This window comes from Dactylosporangium sp. CS-047395, from assembly GCF_050942185.1.
Taxonomy (GTDB): Bacteria; Actinomycetota; Actinomycetes; order Mycobacteriales; family Micromonosporaceae; genus Dactylosporangium.
This window is the reverse complement of sequence record NZ_CP192015.1, coordinates 4,535,425-4,556,396: the sequence shown is the minus strand read 5'-3', so window position 1 is coordinate 4,556,396 and position 20,972 is coordinate 4,535,425. Positions and strand designations below refer to the sequence as shown.

Below are 20,972 nucleotides of genomic sequence, written 5' to 3'. Positions count from 1 at the left end.
GACACGGGAACGGTTGACGACACGATGACAGGACGACTGCCGCGCACGACGCGGGCCCGCGACGGCGTCACGGCGCTACTCGCCACCGGCGCCATACTGCTGACGGGATGCGCGGCGAAGCCGGCACTGCACCCCGGCAGCATCCGCCTGCAGGTGGTGACCACCACCGGGCTGCTGCGGGACCTGGTCCAGCAGGTCGGCGGCGACCGTGTCGACGTCGTGTCGCTGGTACCCGACGGCGGGGACCCGCATACCTACGAGCCGACGCTGCGTGATGCCCGCAACGTCGTCTACGCCGACGTCGCGTTCAGCAACTACGCCCTGCTCGAGGAACACAACGTCATCAAGACCTTGGACGCCAATCTGGCCGATGGCGCGCCGAGTGTGTCGCTGGCCGAGGAGTCAGTCAAGTATGCCGCCGAGATCATTCCGCTGGTCGAGCACGCCAGCCTCGACACGGTATGGCTGGGTGTCCGGGTCCACGGTGACGGGGGCGGATACGAAGCGACCCGGGCCTCCGACGTCCTCGTCTCCGCAACCGCGATGACCGGCCCGGGACAGCTGTACGCCTATCTCACCGGCTCCTTCGGTGACACCGACGTCTACATCGACTCGTCCGACGGGTTCAACGCCGCCACCGGCTACCGGGACGACACCATGACCCTGCCCGCGGACGCGCATACCCATCTGTCCTGGGCGTTCACGAAGCCCGGCATCTACCGGCTCGCCCTGCAGGCCAAGCTGCGGGTCACCTACACCGCCAAAGCGGTGCCGCTGGGAGAGGCCACGTACACGTTCGCGGTGGGGGTCAACCCGACCGCCGCCGGCGTCACCGACCCCGTGGTCCTCGACGAGGGCCACGCCGACGTGACCGCGGATCTGGACACCGGCCGGCTCGGGGTGCTGTACGACCCGACCGGCGGCGGGGAACACAGCCAGGAGTGGGTCGACGCCCGCCAAGCGGTGATCGCCGTGCCGGGCAAAGCGATCGAGGAGATCCCGGCCGGGCCGCAGTTCCGGTTTCTCGGCCGACCGGGTGCGCAGGTGTACCAGCTGCCGCAGGCGGTCCTCGGCAAACACGTCCACGGTGAGATCGACCCGCATCTGTGGCATAACGTCCGCAACGCCATGGCCTACGTCAAACTCATCCGCGACACCCTCATAGGTAAGGATCCGGCCGGAGCGGCCGTCTACCGGGCCAACACCGAACGGTATCTCACCCAGTTGCAGGCTACCGACGACTATGTGCGCCAGCGCATCGCTCGGATCCCGAAGCCGAACCGGTACCTGATCACTACCCATGACGCGTTCGGCTATCTCGCTGCCGCCTACGGGATCACCGTGGCCGGGTTCGTGACGCCGAACCCGTCCGCGGAGCCGTCGCTGGCCGACCGGCGCAAGCTCACCGAGACGATCCGGCAACTCCAGGTACGGGCGGTCTTCCTCGAACCGAACCTCAAAGCCCGATCCTCCACCCTGACGCAGGTCGCTACGGAACAGCAGGTACGGGTGTGCCCGATCTACGGCGACACGTTCACCGGCGACGTGCACACCTACATCCAGATGATGCGCTTCAACGCCGACTCCCTGTGGACCTGCCTGGGCGACTGACCCGGACATAGCCGACGCCCCGACGTTCCCCTTGCCGATCGCCCGATGCCTGATGGAAGAGCACACATGCCTCCTGTGTCTATGGACCGCCGCTCGAATGGATGGCGGCGCGCTGCCGCGTCCGCTGCCGCCGCGCTCATCGCGACCGCCGTAGCAGCCGTGCCGGCATCGGCGGACCCGTCCGACGATCCGCAACTGCGGCAGAGCCTCGACGCCAACCAGCAGATCGTTCGCGGCGACCGGGTCCTGGAGTCCGGGCACGTCGACATGGGACCCAAGTTCGACAACGGCAACTGGCGGTTCCTGATCCACGACGACGCCCGCAAAGCCGATCCGGGCGCGAGCAGCGTCTGGCGCTACCCGCAGCAGACTGTCCTGCACGTGACCGACGCGGCGAAGCTGCCGGTCCCCGACAACCCCGCCTACGCGTTCATCGGGGCGCCACCGGCGACGCCGGTCTGGGTCGTGCCGCAGACCCAGAACCCGGACGTCGTGTGGGTCGGCTGGAACACCCAGGACCCACAGGTGATGCAGCGGATCGACCGGGGCATCACCTTGTCCCTGACCGGTGTGCAAGGACCCGGAACGGTCACCGTCTACCTGCACTCCGGCAACTTCGGCACCCCGCAGATCCTCTGGGATTCCCGCAAGCCGGAACCGCAACCGGTGTGGGTCGACGTCAACACCCACACCCACGCGAACTGGGTGTTCACCAAACCTGGCGTCTACCTGCTCCAGCTGCAAGCCAAGGCCCAACTCGTCGACGGCAGCACGGTGAGCGACACCCAGCTGGTCCGCTTCGCGGTCGGCGCCGGCACATCGGCTACGGATGCCCTCGCCGCGTCCTGGCCGAGGCCATCGGCCAGCCCCGGCGACCCCTCGGCGGCGAGCTCCGAGACCGGGCAGCACCCGGACGGCACGGCAGCATCCGAATCGCAACGGTCACTGCCGTGGCTGCTTGTCGGTGTGACCGCCCTCGTGGTGGCCGCGCTGACCGTCGCCACGATCGCCGCCGCCCGGAGCAGCCGCACCCGACGGCGGGTTTTCGCCGCCCGCACCGCCGCCGGAGACGATCGGACGCCAGCGGACCAGCCGAACGCCGACGGCGGCGGGAACCGATGACCGCGACGACAACACCGACAGGCCTGCTCATGGACGACGTGGACGTCGACCTCGGCGGCCGCCAAGTCCTCTCGGCCGTGCGGCTGACAGTCGAACGGGGCGAGCTGGTCGGCTTACTCGGCCCGAACGGCGCCGGCAAGACCACCATGCTGCGCACTGCGCTAGGTCTGCTGCGCCCTGCAGCCGGCCGCATCGTCCTGGATGGGACGTCGGTGCGGGCCGGACGCACTCCGGTCGGGTATGTGCCCCAGCGGCACGAGTTCGCGTGGCAGTTCCCGATCTCGGTCGCGCACGCTGTCATGACCGGCCTGACCGGCCGGCTCGGGCTGCTGCGCCGCCCGGACCGGGCCGCGTGGGAAGCGGTCGCGGACGCGCTCGACCGGGTCCGGCTCACCGACCTCGCCGACCGCCCGATCGAGCAGCTGTCGGGAGGGCAGCGGCAACGCATCCTCGTCGCCCGCGCTCTCGCCCTGCAGTCGCGGGTGCTGTTGCTCGACGAACCGTTCACCGGCCTGGACATGCCGACCCAGGAACTGCTGTCCGACCTGTTCATCGGCCTGGCCCGGGAAGGCCGGGCCGTGTTGATGACCACGCACGATCTGGCCAGCGCCCTGTACACGTGTGACCGGATCGCCCTGCTCAATCGCACCGTCATTGCCACCGGCACGCCCGCCAAGCTGGCCGGCGACCCGCCGGTGTGGATGCGCACCTTCGACGTCACCGAGCACAGCGCCCTGCTGCGCATCCTCAAGGCGGTATGACCGCATGAACCCGCTCGAGTTCCTCACCGACCTGCTCAACCCCGATCTGGCGTTCCTGCCCAAGGCCCTCGCCATCGCCGTCATGTCCTCCATCGTGTGCGGCGTGGTCGGCTGCTACGTCGTCCTGCGCGGCATGGCCTTCATCGGCGACGCCGTCTCCCACGCCGTGTTTCCCGGCCTCGCCATCGCGTTCGTCGTATCCGGTAACCTCGTCCTCGGCGGATCGATCGCCGGGCTGGCCACCGCAGTCCTCGTCGCGGTGTTCTCCCACAGCCGCCGTCTGCGCGAAGACACCGTCATCGGGGTGCTCTTCGTCGCCGCGTTCGCGCTCGGTATCGTCATCATCTCCGAGGCCCCCGGCTATGCCGGCTCGCTGCAACAGTTCCTGTTCGGCTCCATCACCGGCATCCCAACCTCCGACCTATACGTCGTCGCGGGAACCGGCCTCACCGTCCTGACCGTGATCCTCCTGCTGCACAAGGAGCTCGTCACCGTCTCGGTGGACCGTGAAAGCGCCCGCGCGCTCGGTCTGCGGGTGTTCTGGCTCGACCTGACCCTCTACGTCATGGTCACCCTCGCCGTGGTCATCAGCGTGCAGACCATCGGCAACATCCTCGTCCTGGCCCTGCTCGTCACCCCCGCCGCCACCGCCCGGCTGCTCACCGACCGGCTCGGCCGCATGATGGCCCTCGCCCCTTCGCTCGGCGCCGGATCCGCCGTGGTCGGCCTGTACATCTCCTGGTCCTGGGACCTGCCCACCGGCGGCACCATCGTCCTTGTCCTCACCACCGCATTCCTGACCGCCTGGTTCCTCGCCCCACAGCGTGGCCTGATCGCCCGGCAACGCCGCCGCACCAGCCATCAGCAGTACCAGAACCGTTCCGAGCCAACCACGCCCTGACACCAGCACCCGCATCGCCGGACCTGCCTTGTCTTAACACTGCCGCGCCCGGCCGACAGCCGTAGCGGCACCGGGGTAGTCGGGCTGCACGCGCCGCGGGAAGCCCGGCCGCCGGTTCACTGTGCAGTCAGTGCTCCGCAGGACCGGCATCACACCAATGCCTCCAGGTGTGGCGATCCGACAACTTGACGATCTAATGAAAACGAATATCAGCTGCAATAGAGCGCCATTTTTTCCTTCGATAGGTGGGCTTCCGCGGCGGGTCGCCAGTCGGCGACCAACGCCGATTGGGCTGCGGACCGTGTCGCACGGTATCGGACCTTACGCACGATGAATGGATATGAAGTGAGGGGTGTTCTGATGCAACGGGCAGCGGTGCGACATGCCGGGCTGCGGCGATGGACCGCGGCCGGCGCGGCGGCTGCGGCGGTGGTCTTGGCAGGTCTGTACGCGGTCACCACGCCGGCCGCTGCGGCTGCGCCGCCGGTGAGCGGGCAGCGGCGAGTGCTTAACGATGTGCACACCGACGCGCTGGATGTGCAGTGGACCGACAGGGCGCTGCGGCTGCAGACCCGGATCGGTTATGAGCCGTTCGAGTACGACGACCCCGGCCGCCTGATCTTTCAGCTCCGTGACACACCGGATACCCACGTGCAGGTGCCGGAGGATCCGGTCTACGGCTTCCTCGGCGCGGCCGGTGCATCGATCTGGGTGGCCCCGGAGACGCAGAACCCGGCGGTGATCTGGCCCGGCTTCGACACCGAGTCGATCCTGCCGGGCACGTTCGCCGGTGACACCGTCGACCTGCACCTGCAGAACGTGCAGGGGCCCGGGACGGCGGAGGTGTTCTCGTTCAACCCGGACGGCACACCGGCCCGGGTGTTCTCCGCCACCGATCCGGCCTACGCCACGAAGACGCTGCAGACCGGCGTGCACGTCCACACCAACTGGGCGTTCACCGCGCTCGGCTGGTACACCCTCACCTTCGAAGCCACCGCAACCACGCCGGGCGGTGACACGGTGAGCTCTGGCCCGCTCGACTACACGTGGTACGTCGGCGGGATCGAAACCACCGACTTGGTCCCCATCGCGACCACGGCGACCCTCACCGCGACGCCCGACGGTGTGCAGGCCGGGGACCCACTCACCCTCACCGCACGGATGTCCCCGCCGCAGGCCACCGGCTGGGCGGAGTTCCTTGACGGCACGACATCGCTGGGTAGCGCGGAGGTCGTCGACGGCACTGCCACCCTCGCCAGGACCGGCCTCGCCGCCGGCGACCACACGCTGTCGGCCCGGTTCGTGCCCCGCTACGACAACCACTACGCACCGGCGACCTCGGCTACGCTGCCGATCATGGTGGTCCCCGGAACCACTATCCCACCGACGACACCGCCGGCCAGCCCTTCGCCATCGGTGTCGGCGTCCCCGTCAGAATCGGCGAGCCCGTCAACGACCGTCAGCCCGACCGGTTCCACCACGTCCCCGCCGGCGCAGACCACGGCGCCGCCGACGGAAGGCACGACCACCACGGCGCCCACGACCGCGGCACCGACGCAGACGACCTGCGTCCCGACGACCAGCACCAGCACGGGCGGTGTCGTGCTCGACCAAGGGCACGTCGACTACGCCGCCCGCATCGTCAACGGCAAACTCGTCTCGCAGATCAAGGACGGCACGAAAGCCGGCACCACGGCGTGGCGTTCCCCGCCGGACGTCGTGTTCCACCTCACCGACAAGGCCGCTGGGAAGGTCCCGGCGGGACCGTTTGACTTCATCGGGCCGTCCAACAGTGCGATCTGGCAGATCCCGCAGACCCAGCAACAGGGCATCCTGTGGGCCGGCTGGAACACCGAGGAGATCACCACCGCCCAGGTCACCGGCTCGGTTACCTGGAAACTGACCGCCCTTACCGGCCCCGGCGCTCTGTCGATCTTCGAATATGACTCGTTCGGCCAGCCGAAAGTCATCTTCAACAGCAAAGACGGCCTGCCCGACACCTACAACATCCCCCTCGGCACCCACGCCCACGGCAACTGGGTCTTTACCGCCGCCGGCACCTACAGGCTCACCTTCACCCAGAGCGTGACCCTGGCCTCCGGCCAGCAGTCCAGCACCACCCAGGTCGTCACGTTCGCCGTCGGCAACACCGAACCCAACGCGCTGCTGCCGAAGAAGACCGTCACCACCGGCTGCGCCGGCACCGGCCGGCTGCCGGCGACCGGCATATCCCTGCAAGGTCCGCTGTGCGGCGGCCTCAGCATGCTCGCCCTCGGCGTCGCGCTAGTAACCGCGGCCTCACTGCGCCGTCCCCGCAGACCGCAGCTGTCACCGGCGGCCCCGGACATCACGCCATCGCCCGGCGACCCGGCCGGACCCGGATCTGCCTAACACCCACCTGCCCGGCCGGTTCGGCGATGCACGGACGCCGAACCAGCCGGGCACCTTCGCCAGCACGGGGCAGGTGCTGTCGCATGTACGTATCGGCATGCCGGGCGACGCCAACTCTTGAAGGCCTTCGAGCCGAGCCTTGCTTGACCGCGACATCGTCGACGCCAAGCACGTCCCGAATCTGGACGAGGCAGTCTGCGAGGCGGCGGATGGTATGCAGCAACGTCACCGGTTGGCCGGAGCCGCAAGAACGCCACTCACGGCGCGCCCGGCCGTCCGCCTAACGCCGACGCGACAATCTCCGCCCACGCGGGACCACCCGCAGAGCGGCACCGGTCTGTTCGGCGGAGATCTTCCGGTCACAGTTGGCATCAGCGCAGACGAACCTGTGTACACCCAACCGGATCAGTGCCCGCCGCCAAGCGACCGCGAGTCGGTTGACCAGTGTCGACGCCTGCTATCCCCCACCTCCGCGCCGCAGCGGCCCGGATACGTCGCCGCTGTCGCGACGCACGCACCTCGGCACAGACGCCGGACGGCGCCAGCACGACCCGGTCCATTCCAACTTCTCGTGGCCCCACACGGTCGTCGATGCGTCCGATGGAGCCCGCCGGCCACCACGACCCCCAGTCGGCGGCTCGCGACGGGACGCCGACCGAGCGGTTCGCACGGCACCAGGCTTGACGCTCGGGACAGTCCGTCGGCGAACCCCTGGTCTACGCTGGCGCTCGTGCCGACCGGGTATCTCGAGGCGCCACCTCGGCACCGCTCGGACCGATCGCTCAACTCCGGACGGCGGCCCGACCGGCGAGCCAACAGCGGCCATCTCGTAGTAGCGCGCTCACGATGCCAAGGTGGGGCCAGAAGGCATTGCCAAACGAACTCTGTCGATGTCACTGGTACCAGAAGAAGTTGAAACCCTGGTACCAAAACAGGTTGCCGAGAACACATCAGCCTGCGCACAGTCATTCGCTTCACGATCGCACGCCGCCCAGCGGCCTGAGGAGCTGGCGTGGTGTTGGCATCGGCGGCCTGCTGGCGAGCTGAGCGCAGGCCAGCGGCCGATCGCGTGCGGAGTCCGGCTGCAGGGCGTCTGCAGCGCGGAAAGTCACGGTTGCGCCGCCAGGATGTACTGCGTGAACGTGGGCAGCGGAGCATCATGGCCGGTGTCCCAATCGCTGACTGCTCTCAGCGGGCCGTATGTGTGAATGGAGCGCGTGGCTCTCATAGTGGTGACGGGTGGCAGCGACCACAGTGCGCGACCTGGTTCAGCGTTACGCCGGGATGCATTCGTCACGTACTGGCTATGCGGGCGGTGGCGCCTGCTGCTGGGGTCGGGTCACCACACCGCGGCTGGTTCGCCGTCATCAGCCAGGCCGTACCGCTCGATCATGTCGGCGGCGACCCGGTTTCCAGCCGTGCGGTGGATCCGGGCCAGCTCCGGTATGGCCTCGGGGTCAGCGGCGTTGACTGCGAGGATGCACCGGGCGATGGCCTGCTGCAGGTTGCCGTCGGCGAGCTCACGTCGGGCGAGGATGATGTGGGCGCCTGCTTGCTCGTACAGGTTGGTGACGTCGAGGGGCGGCGGCGCGTAGCCGGCCATTCGGGCTCGAGTGGTCGTCCGAACGTCGACTGGGATGCCCGCCGCTGCCGCCCGGCGGTATAGACGTTCCGCGCCGGCGAGATCGCCGGTCAGGGCCCGGACCGTGCCGAGGTCTGCGACGGCCCGCCGACGGCAGTGCACCGTGGCACCGAGGGCAAGGTGCTCGGCGCGGACCGGGTCGCCGTCGTCTTCGGCCCGCATGTGCGGCAGGTCGAGCAGGGACTGCTGGTCGCCGTGGGTGTACGCGGACCAGGCCAGGGCTGCGGCCTCGTCGGGGTTGTGGCGTCGGCGCAGGCCGGCGAGGTGCCGCAGTATGGCCGGGGTGCCGTGTTCGGCCGCTGCGGTGGCCAGTGCTCCGGCGTCGCTTCGTGCGTGGCGGTCCCAGAGTCGGGCCAGGAGCTGGGCTGCGGTGTCGTCGCCGTGGTCGGCGGCGTGGCGGTACAGCGCAGCCGCGGCGGGCAGGTCACCAGCGAGTTCGCGGGCCAGGCCGAGGTCGCGTGGGGCAGTGGGATGCCCGAGTTGTTCCGCGAGCTGGGCGTAGCGGGCAGCGGCGGCCGGGTCGGTTGCTTGCAGCAGCTGGGACATGGTGTTGGCGGCGTCGCCCACGCCACCGCGGGCCGCTGCCCGGTACAGCGGTTCGGCGGCTTCGATGTCGCCGCTCTGGTGGAGGGTCCGAGCCTGGTCGAACAGGGCATCTGGGTCGCCAGAGGCAGCGGCGAGCGCGAGGAGTCGCTCCGCTTCGGCGGGACGGCCGTGTCGCCGAAGGACTCGGGCCAGCCGGCGCCGTGCGGTGCTGTCGCCGAATGACGCGGACCGTTCAGCCATTCGGATGGCACCGTCGTGATCGCCGGCCGCGGCGAGGTGCATCGTGAGATCGGTCAGCGACGATGGGTCCGCGCACCGCGCGGCGATGACCGCCAGCCGCACCGCGCCCGCTCTGTCGCCGGCATGTTGCCGGTCGGCGGCGAGGGCGCGTAGGGGGCCGGTGTGCCGGCGGCAGGCCAGCCGAAGCGCGGTGGAGATGGCCCGAGTGAGACTGACCACGCTCGTTGCCTGCAGGCGGCGAAGGGCCGCGCCGTCGGCGTCGTCAGCGATGCGCGTCAGGAGGTTCGCCGCCGCCTCGGGTCGGCCGAACCAGCGTTGTTCCTCCCGCAGCACCCGATGTTCGTAGGCGCTGCCGTACCGGGCCGCGGCGACCGCGAACCGCTCTGCTTCCTTGGCGGCCCCGCTAGTGCGGTACAGCTCGGCGATGCGACGGAGGGCGCTGGTGTCACCGCCGGCGGCGGCCTGCCGTCCGTACCGCTTGAGGTCGTCGGCATCGCCGCGGGTGTAGGCGATCAGGGCGAGCTCGGCCGCAGCGGACGCGTCGCCGTGGTCGGCCGCTGCCCGGTAGAGGTTCCCGGCCCGGGCCGTGCCGGGATGGCGTCCGGCAAGCTGACAGGCCAGAGCTGTGTTGCCGGCGCTGGCCGCAGCGTTCGCGAGGGCGTCAGCGCGGGCAGCCTCGCCGTGTTCGTCGGCGGCGAGGCTGAGCTGCTCGATCGCGACGCGGTGGCCGAGCTGAGCGGCGCGCCCAGCAAGGGCGTCCGCGCCGTGATGGTCTCTGACGGCCTTCCGCAGGATGCTTAACCGGGTGATCGCAGTGGGGTCGCCGCCACGCATGGCGAGGTGGTACATCTGCGCCGCTCGGGCGATGCGGCCGCGTCGTTCGGCGTGTTCACCGGCCGCACGAAGCACGGCGGGATCGCTGACAGTCGCGGCGAGGGCGTCCCAGAACGGCGCTGGGGGAAAGACCGTCGTCCGTTCGGATGTGGCCGCATGGTGCACGGCACCGGTCAGTCGATAGGTCGGCCCGACCTCGGCTGCGGGGCATGCGATCAGCAGCCCGGCGTCGGCGGCCCAGGCCAGTGCGGTATGCGCGGCAGTGTCGTCGTCGAGGACCTGGCGCAGCAGTGTCACCGGAATGCGTGGCGGGTGACCGAACCGGCGGGCGTCGACGGCGGTGTCGATGATCGTCCGTACCGTTGCTGGCGCCTGGCGGTAGCGACCCAGGCGGCCCGGGACATCGGCCAGCAGCTGTGCGATGTGATCGTCGCCGGTGGCCGCGCCGGCACGCAGAACTGGATCCGCGTTGGACTGCAGGGCGGTCAGTTGCTCGTGGGTGAACACATCGGGAACGACGATGGTCCGGCCCTGCAGCAGTGCCCGCACAGCGGCGTGCGGGTCCGGCTCGCCGGGGGGTGGGGGCTCGGTGAGTGTGGTCGCGTCCTCGGGCCAGAGGAGGATCACCACCAGGACCGGACTGCGGTCCTGGTGGTCGGTGAGGGCCCGGACTTCCGCTGCCCAGGCTGTTCCGATCGCGGGCTGTAGGAGGTCGGTGCCGTCGGTGAGCCATACGACCGTGTACGGCTCGGCCGCCGCCACTGCGGTTGCCGGATCGACGTCGGGGCACCAGATCCGCCACAAGTCGGGCAGGGCGCGGACGGCCTCCCAGGCGGTGCGGGCCCGGCCCGAGCCCGGCAGTCCGACGATCGGCAGGATGCGGCTGGCGCCGTCCCGGGTCTGCGCCACGATACCGGCCGCCCGGTCGTCGTGCGGCCGCCGGAAATATTCCGGCAGGAACGGCGCGTCGCTGACCCGATGGACACCCAAAGCGAACGGGTCGGCCTCCCCGACCGCGACGCCCGGCCGCCGGCCGTGCAGGGTGCGGCTAGCGGTGTGCGCAGTGTGCCACGCGGCCCGGACGATGTCGCCGGCGACAGCCGGGTCACGACCGCCGGCGTGCGCCAGCGCGGCGCCCACGAGCACGGCGTAGTACTCGCCTGGCAGGCCCGAGTCGCCGCGCAGCATCGACGCGACGGCGGTGCGAGTCGGTCCTCGTCCGGCGCCGGCCCGAGCGGCGAGGGCGCGGGCATGTTCCGTGACCGTAGCCAACCCCGGTCGACCAGCTGCGACGTACAGGTCGCGCAACAGCGCTTTGAACGCGCGTGTCGCCTGCACGACTGACCTGGGTGCAGGCAAATCTCCTGAGGACACGGCGCTTCCAGGACGCGGGGAGGTCATCCCGGATCGCCGAAGAACTGCACTGCTGCGGCGAGGACCGCGGCGATCCGCGGGTCGGCGAGGCGGTAGATGACGCTGCGGCCAGCCGGTACCCGGTTGACCAGCTGCGCGTGTCGCAGGATCCGAAGATGCTGTGAGGTAAGGGTCTGCGGTACACCGGTTGCTTCGACGATTTCCCGCACATACAACTGACGGTGGGTGACCAGGAGCTCGAGGATCGCCAGCCGGGCCGGTGCGGAGAGGGCCTGGAACAGTGCGCTGATCCGTTTGTGGTGCTCAGCGTACGATGTCGGCATCGGCGCTCCTCGACTACCGGAGGGACGCGCAGACGATACTCGTTTTCATTTCATATAACGAGATGTCATATCGCTATAACCGCATACCAGGGTTCGCCGGCAGAGGTTGTCTTGTCGTGTCGCCCTGCCCGTACCCAACCATGTACGACGAGGAGAGCGGGCCGGGCGGCGGGGCGGAACCTCCGCAACGGTCGGCGCGGCATGTGATAGCTCGGGGAAATCCTGAAGTCTCCGCGTGGCACGTTGAGCACCTACGCGGTGGGATCCGGTGTCAGGTTGCCATCACCGCGAGATTTCAGCAGGTGACGTCGTATCGCGTCACCTGCGGCTGCAGCGCGAACAGGTGCCGAAGATCTCCAGGGTGTGCCCGACGTCGGTGAAGCCGTGTTCGGCGGCGATGCGTTCGGCCCACCGCTCTACGGCGGGACCCTTGACCTCGACGGTGGCGTTGCAGACGCGGCAGACGAGGTGGTGGTGGTGGCTGGCCCCGCATCGGCGGAACAGCTGGTCGCCGCCCGGGAGCCGGGTGGAGTCGACCTCTCCGGCGTCCTGGAGCAGCTGCAGGGTCCGGTATACGGTGGTCAGCCCGACCTGTGCGCCGCGTTCGCGGAGCATGGCGTGCAGCTGCTGCGGCGTGCGGAAATCCGTGACCTCGTCCAGCAGGGCGAGGACTTCGAAGCGTTGCCGGGTGTTGCGGGACGCGCCGCCGATCGTCTCACTCATTGTCACCTCAGCATATATCCGGATGCGGACTTCAGGGTAGGCGGCGAAGTGGCGGCACGACCTCCCGGCCGAGGCGCTCGATGTTGGCGAGGGTCCGGCGCGGGTCGCCGTCGCCCTCGACCATGAGCAGGAGTCGTCTGGTCCCGGTGGCGGCGACGGTCGCGGCCAGGCGTTGCACGCACCGAGCCGGCGGTCCGACGGGGTGGATCGCAAGAAGCCGTTCCAGGTAGCCGGTGAGATCGCGCCGTGGTGGCGCTGAGCGGTCGATACGGGGCTGTCCGCCGGCGGCGGCCAGCCAGCCAGGCATGACGTGGCGCAGCGTGGCCTCGGCCTCCTCGACGGTGTCGGCAACGTAGGCCAGATGCGCCGAGGCGTGTCCGGGTATTGGTGAGCCAGATGCGGCTGCGGTATGTGCTCGGAGCATGGCGGCCTTCGCATCGTCGTCGTCGTGCATGCCCAGCAAGAGTGGCAGCGCCCGGGCGGCGGCCAGAGTAACGGTCGGCGTCGAGGTGGCCGCGATCCACACCGGGATGTCCCGCCCCGCGACCGGCACCATGGCGACCTCGGGAAATGGGAACCGTTGCCCGTCGCCGCGGACCGTGCCAGCACTGGAGAGGCCGGCCAGGAGCAGGTCAAGGCCGGCGGTGAAGCCGTCCATGCGGTAGCGGTCGAGGCCGGTGCCGAAGACCTGGAGGTCGATCCATGGGCCGCCACGGGCGACGCCGAGGTCGAATCGGCCGCCGGAGACCGCGTCGAGCAGGGCGGTCTCCTCGGCCAACGCGATCGGATGCCGGGTCGGCAGGATCGCCGCCGCCGTGCCGACCCGCAATCGAGTCGTGCGGCCCAGCAGGTACCCAGCCATGGTGACCGCGGATGGGCAGGTCCCGTAGTTGCTGAAGTGGTGCTCGGCGAGCCAGACTCCGTCGAACCCGGCTTGTTCGGCCAGGATCGCGTAGTTTGTGGCGGCGCGTAACGCCTCGGCATGGGTAAAGCTGGGGAACTGCCCGGCGAGCAGGAACAGGTCGATCTGCAACGCCGGGCCGGTGTCTACCGGCCCGGCGCCGGCCCGATGTTCAGCAGTCACGCAGTTCCGGCGACTGGTTGAGCAGCTGCCCGCGCGGCGAGATGAACGCGCGGTACCGTTCCCCGCCCACTGCGGCCGGGGTGAACGCGCCGACACGGTGGCAGTTCTGGAAGGCGAGGGTGACGCCGAAGTGCCGTTCGAGGCCGCCGCGGATGGCGTCGCTGGCTAGGGCCCGCAGCAGCTGGCCACGCTGGGCCTCTGACGGTGGCGGGACGCTGTGGTCGGCGAAGTCGCCGCCGCCGGTCTGCAGGTCGGCGACGAGATCGCTGATGATCGTCCAGGCGTAGGGAAGCGACGCGCGCACGCAGGCGACGAACTCTGCGTCGTCGACTGGACCGGCTTCTGCGCGCTCCAGCAGGGCGGTGGGGACGTCCAGGGACATGTGTTCCTCCTCGGGTGCGGTGCTCAGCGCGCGGCGGCGGTCGCCGGCGCCAGGGTGAAACCCGGTTCGATCTGCGTGGTGAGGTCTGCTCCGGCGCGGGCGTTGCCCCACGCGAGGGCGTTGCGGGTGTGGAACTCGGCGGCCTGCCGTGCGTAGCGCTCCCAGTCCTTGCTGCACCGGTCCAGCGCCGACCGCATCGCGGCCAGGGCAAGGGCATTACCGGGCTCGAGCTCGTCGATCGGCAGGAACGTTCCGCGTTCGGTCGCCTTGACGAAGCTGGACCGGCCGACCCAGCAGAGCAGGTCATCGCCGACCTGCTCGCGTAGGAACGCCACGTCGGCGTCGTCGTCGACCTTGTTGCCGATGACTGCGACTCGCACGCCGTGGTCCCGGGCGTAGCCGACATACTGCCGGTACACCCCGACGCTGCGCACCGTCGGCTCGCACACCAAGAAGGTCAGATCGAACCGGGTGAAGAGCCCCGAAGCGAACGAGTCCGCGCCCGCGGTCATGTCGACCACCGCGTACTCTCCCGGACCGTCGGCCAGATGGTTGAGCACGAGCTCAACCGCACCGACCTTCGAGTGGTAGCAGGCCACCCCCAAGTCATCGGCCGCGAACGGGCCGGTCACCGCCAGCCGTACCCCACCGAACGGCCGGACCAGCTGCTCATAGAGCGGATTTGGCTCCGCGACCCTCAGAATCCGCGATCCGGGCCCGGGCGGTGTCGTCTTCAGCATCGTCGACGCGGACTCGATCCGTGGATTGCTGCCCCGCAGGTACTCCTTGATCTCGTCCAGGTGATCGCCGAGGGCCGGCAGCAGCGCTGCCTCTTCGGGATCGGCGCCGAGCGCCACGGCCAGATGTTGGTTGATATCGGCGTCGAACGCCAGCACGCGCGGAGCGTCCTGGACCGCAAGGAACCGGCAGTACAGCGCGGCCAGGGTGGTCTTCCCGCTCCCGCCCTTGCCGACGAAGGCAGCTTTCACTCTTTATTGGTATCGGTTTCCAATTCCGCGGTCAAGCGGAACCGCTGAACGGCAACCGTTCGAACCCAACCTGGCATAACGGCCGGCAAGGCCATTCGCCACGCGTGCGGTGTTCGCGCTTGCAGTTATGCGCTCGTAGCAATGGCTCGATAGAAGCCGGAGGTGTGGTGTCATGCAGCCGTTTATGGAGCACCTCAGGCTGTATGTGCGAGACCACCTGGGGTGCCTTGCCCCGCCGGGCACCGTGCCCTAAGGTCCTGATGGAAACGACTTTCATTACAAAAAACCTGCTGAAAGGTAGGCGATAATCATGTCGCGTCGAGCTCGGGGCTGGTGGAGCGCCGGTGCGCTTGCGGTGACGATGATGGCGACGGCGGCGTGCGGCGGGTCGTCGGACACGCCCGCCACGCCGTCGTCAAATGCCGCGAGTGCGGCCGGGGCGGTGCCGGTGGTCGCGTCGACCAACGTTTACGGCGACATCGCCAAGCAGATCGCCGGCGACCGGGCCGCAGTCACCTCGATCATCAGCAACCCGGACGCCGACCCGCACTCCTACGAGGCCGACGCCCGCACCCAGCTGGCGCTATCGAAGGCCAAGGTGGTGATCGAGAACGGCGGCGGCTACGACGACTTCGTCGACACCATGCTCAAGTCAGCCGGCAACACGCCCAAGGTCCTCAACGTCGTCGACATCTCCGGCAAGAAAGCCACCAGCGGCGAAGAGCTCAACGAGCACGTCTGGTACGACTTCCCCACCGTCGAGAAACTCGCCGACCAGCTGGCCGCCGCGCTGGGCGAGGCAGACCCGGCGGGCGCCTCGACGTTCATCGCCAACGCCGCCACGTTCAAGCAGAAGGTGCAGCAGCTCGAAGCCAAAGAGGCGTCGATCAAGACCGCGCACACCGGGGCCGGAGCGGCGATCACCGAGCCGGTACCGCTGTACATGCTCGAGGCGTGCGGGCTGGAGAACAAGACCCCCGACGAGTTCAGCGAGGCCATCGAAGAAGGCACCGATGTCCCGGCGAACGTGCTGCAGCAGACCCTCGACCTCTTCGCCCACAAAGAGGTCAAGCTGCTCGCCTACAACGAACAGACCACCGGCCCGGAAACCGAGAAGGTCCTGGGCGCCGCCAAGGCGAACAACATCGCGGTAATACCCGTCACCGAAACACTGCCCGACGGCAAGGACTATCTGACATGGATGACCGGCAACCTGACGGCGATCGAGACCGCACTGCGATGACCAGCCGCACCACGTCAGCGACGAATGACGTCGCGCACGCCAGCGCTGCGGCGCTGGCGTTGCGCGACGCGTCGCTGCGCTACGGCCGGCGCCGTCTGTGGTCGGGTCTGAACCTGCTGGTCGCGCCGGGCGAGTTCCTCGCGGTGCTCGGCGCCAACGGCTCCGGCAAGACCAGCTTCCTGCGCGCCGTCCTCGGCCTGCAACACCTGGACACCGGCACCGTCCTGGTCGCCGGCCGACCGCCGCGGCAGGCCCGCGACGACATCGGCTACGTCCCGCAGCAACGCCACACCGACCCGCTCGTCCCGCTGCGCGTCCGCGACGTCGTCGGCCAGGGCCTCGACGGCCACCGCTGGGGCATCGGCTGGCCCAGCCGCGCCCGCCGCCGGCAGATCGAAGCCGTCCTCGAGGCCGTCGGCGCGGCCCACTACACCGACGCACCCATCGGCCGGCTCTCCGGCGGCGAGCAGCAACGCGTCCGCATCGCCCAGGCCCTCGTCGCCGACCCCAAACTGCTGCTGTGCGACGAACCGCTACTCTCCCTCGACCTGCGCAGCCAGCGCACGGTCACCGCCCTCGTCAACGCCCGGCGCCGCACCAGCAACACCGCCGTCGTTTTCGTCACCCACGAGATCAACCCCGTGCTGCCCTACGTCGACCGCGTCCTCTACCTCGCCGGCGGCCAGTTCCGCATCGGCCCAGTGACGGAGGTGCTGAACTCGACCACGCTCAGCGAGCTGTACGACATGCCCGTCGACGTCATCCACACCGGCGGCCGGATCGTCGTCGCCGGCCTGCCACACACCGCCCCCGAACCCGACCATGCCCTGGCCGGGACCGGCGGTGCTGCGTGACCTCTCCGGCCGATTTCTGGGACCGTGTCTTCAACTTCACCGACTACCCGCAGCTGCTCACCCTCGTGCACAACTCGCTCATCGCCGCCGCGATCCTCGGCGTCGTCGGCGGTCTGATCAGCACCTTCGTCATCAAACGCGACCTGGCCTTCGCCGTACACGGCATCAGCGAACTCTCCTTCGCCGGCGCCTCCGGCGCATTGCTTCTCGGCGTGAACGTCGTGGCCGGCTCACTCGTCGGCTCGATCCTCGCCGCGGTCGTCATCGGCGTCCTTGGCAGTCGCGCCCGCGACCGCAACTCCATCATCGGCGTCCTCATGCCATTCGGACTCGGCCTCGGCGTCCTGTTTCTCGCCCTCTACAAAGGCCGCGCCGCGAACAAGTTCGGCCTGCTCACCGGCCAGATCGTCGCCGTCGACACACCCCAGCTGTCCTGGCTGATCACCACCTCGATAATCGTGCTCATCGGCCTCGCAATCATCTGGCGCCCACTCAGCTTCGCCAGCACCGATCCTGACCTCGCCGCCGCCCGCGGCGTCCCCGTCGCCGCCCTGTCCCCGGCGTTCATGCTCCTGCTCGGCCTCGCCGTAGCCATGTCCGTCCAGATCGTCGGCGCGCTCCTCGTGCTCAGCATCCTCGTCACCCCAGCCGCCGCAGCTGTCCGCGTCACCGCCTCGCCGCTACTCGCCACCCTCCTCAGCGTCGCTTTCGCCGTCGCCTCGACCGTCGGCGGCATCCTGCTCGCCCTCGGCAGCAGCATCCCCATCAGCCCCTACGTCACCACGGTCTCCTTCACCATCTACCTCGTCTGCCGCCTCATCGGCGCCCGCCGCCAGACACGGGTGAGATTCCCCAGACCGACCGAACTTGCCCAGTCGTACACCGTGGGCTGATTGTGCCCAATGAGGCAGCCGGCGGCGCCTTCTCATCGAGAGTCGTGGTTTGAAGGTTGTGACACCACCCTGCCGACGGCGACCCCGCACGCGGGCAGCAATCTGCGAGCCGCCCAGGCGGCAATTGTGCGATTGCTGCCGGACCAGCCGGAACCGGCAGCGCCCGCACGGGATGTCGTTCATCGACTCCGGAACCACCCGATGCGGACGGGCTTCCGGCGCCGCCATAGGCCGGGGCGACGCTGGGGCTGGCGCTGGGGGTGGTGCCTGCGTCAGGTATCGGCGCGGCGGTGACATCACCAGGGTCCAGGTGCGCCGGCGATCCGGCCGGTCCGGCCTCCCCGGCACCGGCCGCCGGGCCCTGGCCTGGCCCGGCCGCCGGTGATGCGCCGTCGCGGGCAGGATCAGGACCCAGCCCGGCTCGATGTGGTTGCCACCGCGCATCCCTCCGTCGTGGTCGTAGCGGCCAGCGTTGACCTGGAGGATGCGGATGGCGTCGTCGTCGGCGTCCCCGCCGATACCGACCAGGGGCCGCGACGCCGAGGGCCCTGATCGGCCTCTTCAACACCGTAGAGCTTGGCCAGGGCGACCGCATCAGCCATCTTGCGCCGGATTCGGCGGACCCTGGCCGCCCGTGGATGGCGGTCGACCTCGCGTGGGCCGCCGCCCGGCCGATGTCGGTGACGGTGACGGCGGGACGACGAGTTCGTCGCCATGGAACCGGGCACAAACGCGATTGTTGACCAGCTGGTGCGGGAACGAACAACGGACCCCGTCGATGGAGATGGTGCAGCCCCAGTTCACTGTCGGTGAGTCCGAACGCGCCTGCGCAGGTGCAGGAACCTGCTGCGCGGCGGCCCGGCGTGCGTGGTCTTGCTGACCTGCGATCGTTTCGGTCGCCATTTCGGCACCGGGACCGGCGGAGACGACGTTGCGGCCTGGCTGGGGTGCTGGTCGCCGGCCGGTGTGATGGTCAGGCGCTGTCGTTGCGGTTCTCGTGCTGTGCCGTCGATGCCGGTGGCGGGCTGGCGGGCGGTGCCGGCCAGTTCGCCGTGGTGATTGACGTGAACTCGGTGTCGACGACGTCGTGGTCGCGGCTGATGAGCTCAGCGAATGCGGCGTCGAATCCACGGTCCCACTCGGGCGACAGTCCTGTACGCGCACCTGGCATCACCGATCACCTCCTCTGCTGCGACGTGCCGCCGCTCCCGATGGCCCGGAAGCGGTCACGGACGGAAGTCAGCGGCTGAGGAGCTCCGGGCCCGCTCCGGTGTGCGACGCGACGGTGATCTTGCGGGGTTTCGCCTGCTCCCGGACCGGGATCCGCAGCACCAGGACGCCGTTGTGGCAGGTCGCTTGGATCTTCTCGACGTCCAGGGCGTCGCCGAGGAACAGCTGGCGGGAGAACACCCCGAGCGGTCGCTCCGACAGCACCGCCTGGGCGCCGTCACCGAGATCGACCGGACGCCGCTCGCAGCGCACGGTCAGCACGTTGCGCTCGACGTCGATGTCGATCGCGTCCTGGTCCACGCCCGGCAGGTCGAAGGCGATCACGAACTCATCGCCGCTACGGTATGCGTCGACCGGCATCGCGGCCGGATGTGACCAGGTCCCGGCGGGTGTCGCGCCGAGCAGCTGCTGGGCGATGCGGTGGACCTCGGTGAACGGTTCGCTGCGCATCAACATGGTGCACCTCCTGGATTCGACGGAACAGTCAATGCGCGATACCTTCGTTGTACCACGTCGTCGTTTGGACGACAAGTCGAACGTCAACGAAACGATGACGTCACGTCCGGGGGCTCGTCATCACCACGACACCAGGTTCCGATGACGACGGCACCGACCCTGCCGCTGCGCTCAACGCGGTGCTCACCACCCTCGCCCGCACCGCCAACGGCGCAACAGTCCAGCCGGACCGCATCCTTACCGCACTGACCCTGCTGCGAACCCTGCAACAGCAGCTCAAGCAGATCGAACCGGCGCTGGTCGCCGCGGCCCGCCGCGCCGGGGTCAGCTGGCAACGTCTCGCTCCGGCCATGGGCGTGGGCAGCCGGCAGGCCGCGGGACGCCGCTACCTGCGTACCGCCGACAGCAGCACCGGAGACGACCCTGCCGCTACCCGGGACGGCCGAGTCCGCGCCAAACGCGATCAACGGGCCGGCAACCACGCAGTAGCGATCTGGGCCAACGCACATACAGCCGATCTCCGGCGTATCGCCGGCCAGATCACCGTCCTCACCGACCTGCCCCTCACCGCCACGACCGACCTCGACGCACTGCACACCGCGCTCGGCGCCCCCGACGCCGCCACCCTGCCCACGCGACTCGCCACCGTGCGCCGGCACCTCACCGACGGACACCCCCACCTGGCCGACCAGATCGACCAGATCACGACCGCCACGAACGACGTTCGCCACACCACACAGCACCAGCGCGACCAGCGGCATCCCGGCACACCGACCGAGCACCGACCGAGCACCGACCGAGCACCGACCGAGCACCGACCGAGCCTGCAAGCCCACGCGTCACCTACATAGAGGCTGCGGCGCGCAGCGGCTGCGAGCAACCGCGCCTGTCGACGATGGCAGCCGGATACCAGCCGGGCATGCACGCGCCACAAGGTCACCCAGATCCGCAACAACTACGACAAGGGCCAGGGCGGGGTGTTCAACGGCACCCTCGGCGTCATCACCGCACTCTCCACTGTGGAGCAGACCCTCACGGTGCGAACGGACGAGGACGGTCGATCGGCTATGACTTCGTGAACTCGACGAACTGGCGCACGCCTACGCCATGACCATCCATCGCGCTCAGGGCTCCGAGTATCCCGCCATGGTCATCCCGCTGACGACGAGCGCGTGGATGATGCTGCAACGCAACTTGCTCTACACCGCCGTCACCCGCGCCAAACAGCTCGTCGTCCTCGTCGGGTCTCGCCACGCCCTCGCCGCCGCCGTGCGTACCGTCGGCGCCGGCCGACGCCATACCGCCCTCACCCACCGACTCACAACCTGAACCTGCACCCAGACGCCCCGCCTGCAACCCGGCACCGCACAAGG

The 20,972-nt window shown here is 69.3% G+C and carries 17 protein-coding genes and 1 pseudogene; 10 read left to right on the top strand and 8 right to left on the bottom strand.

Going from position 1 to position 20,972, the window contains the following annotated elements; translation table 11 throughout:
* Nucleotides 1-24 precede the first annotated feature (24 nt).
* The 5 genes from ACQP00_RS21345 to ACQP00_RS21325 all read left to right on the top strand — a co-directional run bounded on the left by ACQP00_RS21345 (nt 25) and on the right by ACQP00_RS21325 (nt 6,786).
* Entirely contained in the window at nt 25-1,611 is a 1,587-nt protein-coding gene (locus ACQP00_RS21345) for an anchored repeat ABC transporter, substrate-binding protein (RefSeq protein ID WP_433221687.1), read from the top strand.
* Nucleotides 1,612-1,770: 159 nt separating this feature from the next.
* On the top strand, nt 1,771-2,733 hold the full coding sequence (locus ACQP00_RS21340; protein WP_433221685.1) for a choice-of-anchor M domain-containing protein: 963 nt from the start codon (nt 1,771-1,773) through the stop codon (nt 2,731-2,733).
* Between the two features lie 29 nt (nt 2,734-2,762).
* Entirely contained in the window at nt 2,763-3,494 is a 732-nt protein-coding gene (locus ACQP00_RS21335; protein WP_433221683.1) for an anchored repeat-type ABC transporter ATP-binding subunit, read from the top strand.
* Between the two features lie 4 nt (nt 3,495-3,498).
* A complete protein-coding gene (locus ACQP00_RS21330; RefSeq protein ID WP_433221681.1) occupies nt 3,499-4,395 on the top strand; it encodes an anchored repeat-type ABC transporter permease subunit in 897 nt (298 codons plus the stop codon).
* 504 nt (nt 4,396-4,899) lie between these two features.
* Nucleotides 4,900-6,786 carry a TIGR03773 family transporter-associated surface protein gene (locus ACQP00_RS21325; RefSeq protein WP_433221679.1) on the top strand — a complete coding sequence of 629 codons (1,887 nt, stop codon included), beginning with the start codon at nt 4,900-4,902 and terminating at the stop codon, nt 6,784-6,786.
* A 1,339-nt stretch (nt 6,787-8,125) separates the two neighbouring features.
* Here ACQP00_RS21325 and ACQP00_RS21320 read toward each other — a convergent pair.
* From ACQP00_RS21320 to ACQP00_RS21295, 6 genes are all read right to left on the bottom strand, one after another.
* A complete protein-coding gene (locus ACQP00_RS21320) occupies nt 8,126-11,236 on the bottom strand; it encodes a hypothetical protein (RefSeq protein ID WP_433221677.1) in 3,111 nt (1,036 codons plus the stop codon).
* A 209-nt stretch (nt 11,237-11,445) separates the two neighbouring features.
* Nucleotides 11,446-11,745, bottom strand: coding sequence for an ArsR/SmtB family transcription factor (locus ACQP00_RS21315; protein ID WP_433221675.1), 300 nt, complete (start codon nt 11,743-11,745; stop codon nt 11,446-11,448).
* Between the two features lie 318 nt (nt 11,746-12,063).
* Nucleotides 12,064-12,468, bottom strand: coding sequence for a Fur family transcriptional regulator (locus ACQP00_RS21310; protein WP_433221673.1), 405 nt, complete (start codon nt 12,466-12,468; stop codon nt 12,064-12,066).
* Between the two features lie 31 nt (nt 12,469-12,499).
* Nucleotides 12,500-13,552 carry an LLM class flavin-dependent oxidoreductase gene (locus ACQP00_RS21305; RefSeq protein ID WP_433221671.1) on the bottom strand — a complete coding sequence of 351 codons (1,053 nt, stop codon included), beginning with the start codon at nt 13,550-13,552 and terminating at the stop codon, nt 12,500-12,502.
* Entirely contained in the window at nt 13,542-13,934 is a 393-nt protein-coding gene (locus tag ACQP00_RS21300) for an SCO5389 family protein (protein WP_433221669.1), read from the bottom strand. Before ACQP00_RS21300 ends, ACQP00_RS21305 begins: the two co-directional genes overlap by 11 nt.
* A gap of 23 nt (nt 13,935-13,957) precedes the next feature.
* Complete coding sequence (locus ACQP00_RS21295; RefSeq protein WP_433221667.1) at nt 13,958-14,923, bottom strand: ATP-binding protein; 966 nt, start codon at nt 14,921-14,923, stop codon at nt 13,958-13,960.
* Nucleotides 14,924-15,284: 361 nt separating this feature from the next.
* Here ACQP00_RS21295 and ACQP00_RS21290 point away from each other — a divergent pair, with 361 nt between their 5' ends.
* From ACQP00_RS21290 to ACQP00_RS21280, 3 genes are read left to right on the top strand one after another with little or no spacing between them, the layout of a single operon-like run.
* Nucleotides 15,285-16,166 carry a metal ABC transporter solute-binding protein, Zn/Mn family gene (locus ACQP00_RS21290; protein WP_433223938.1) on the top strand — a complete coding sequence of 294 codons (882 nt, stop codon included), beginning with the start codon at nt 15,285-15,287 and terminating at the stop codon, nt 16,164-16,166.
* Nucleotides 16,163-17,020, top strand: coding sequence for a metal ABC transporter ATP-binding protein (locus ACQP00_RS21285; protein ID WP_433221665.1), 858 nt, complete (start codon nt 16,163-16,165; stop codon nt 17,018-17,020). The genes ACQP00_RS21290 and ACQP00_RS21285 overlap by 4 nt, the downstream gene beginning before the upstream one ends.
* A complete protein-coding gene (locus ACQP00_RS21280; protein WP_433221663.1) occupies nt 17,017-17,913 on the top strand; it encodes a metal ABC transporter permease in 897 nt (298 codons plus the stop codon). Before ACQP00_RS21285 ends, ACQP00_RS21280 begins: the two co-directional genes overlap by 4 nt.
* A 973-nt stretch (nt 17,914-18,886) precedes the next feature.
* Here the strand turns inward: ACQP00_RS21280 and ACQP00_RS21275 are convergent.
* Complete coding sequence (locus ACQP00_RS21275; protein ID WP_433221661.1) at nt 18,887-19,084, bottom strand: hypothetical protein; 198 nt, start codon at nt 19,082-19,084, stop codon at nt 18,887-18,889.
* Between the two features lie 68 nt (nt 19,085-19,152).
* Nucleotides 19,153-19,599 carry an Hsp20/alpha crystallin family protein gene (locus ACQP00_RS21270; RefSeq protein WP_433221659.1) on the bottom strand — a complete coding sequence of 149 codons (447 nt, stop codon included), beginning with the start codon at nt 19,597-19,599 and terminating at the stop codon, nt 19,153-19,155.
* A gap of 179 nt (nt 19,600-19,778) precedes the next feature.
* Here ACQP00_RS21270 and ACQP00_RS21265 point away from each other — a divergent pair, with 179 nt between their 5' ends.
* The gene (locus ACQP00_RS21265) at nt 19,779-20,450 is read left to right on the top strand and encodes a hypothetical protein (RefSeq protein WP_433221657.1); all 672 of its coding nucleotides are present in this window, start codon (nt 19,779-19,781) and stop codon (nt 20,448-20,450) included.
* Between the two features lie 81 nt (nt 20,451-20,531).
* Nucleotides 20,532-20,928, top strand: a pseudogene (locus ACQP00_RS21260) (ATP-dependent DNA helicase); the annotation flags it as partial.
* Between the last annotated feature and the right edge of the window lie 44 nt (nt 20,929-20,972).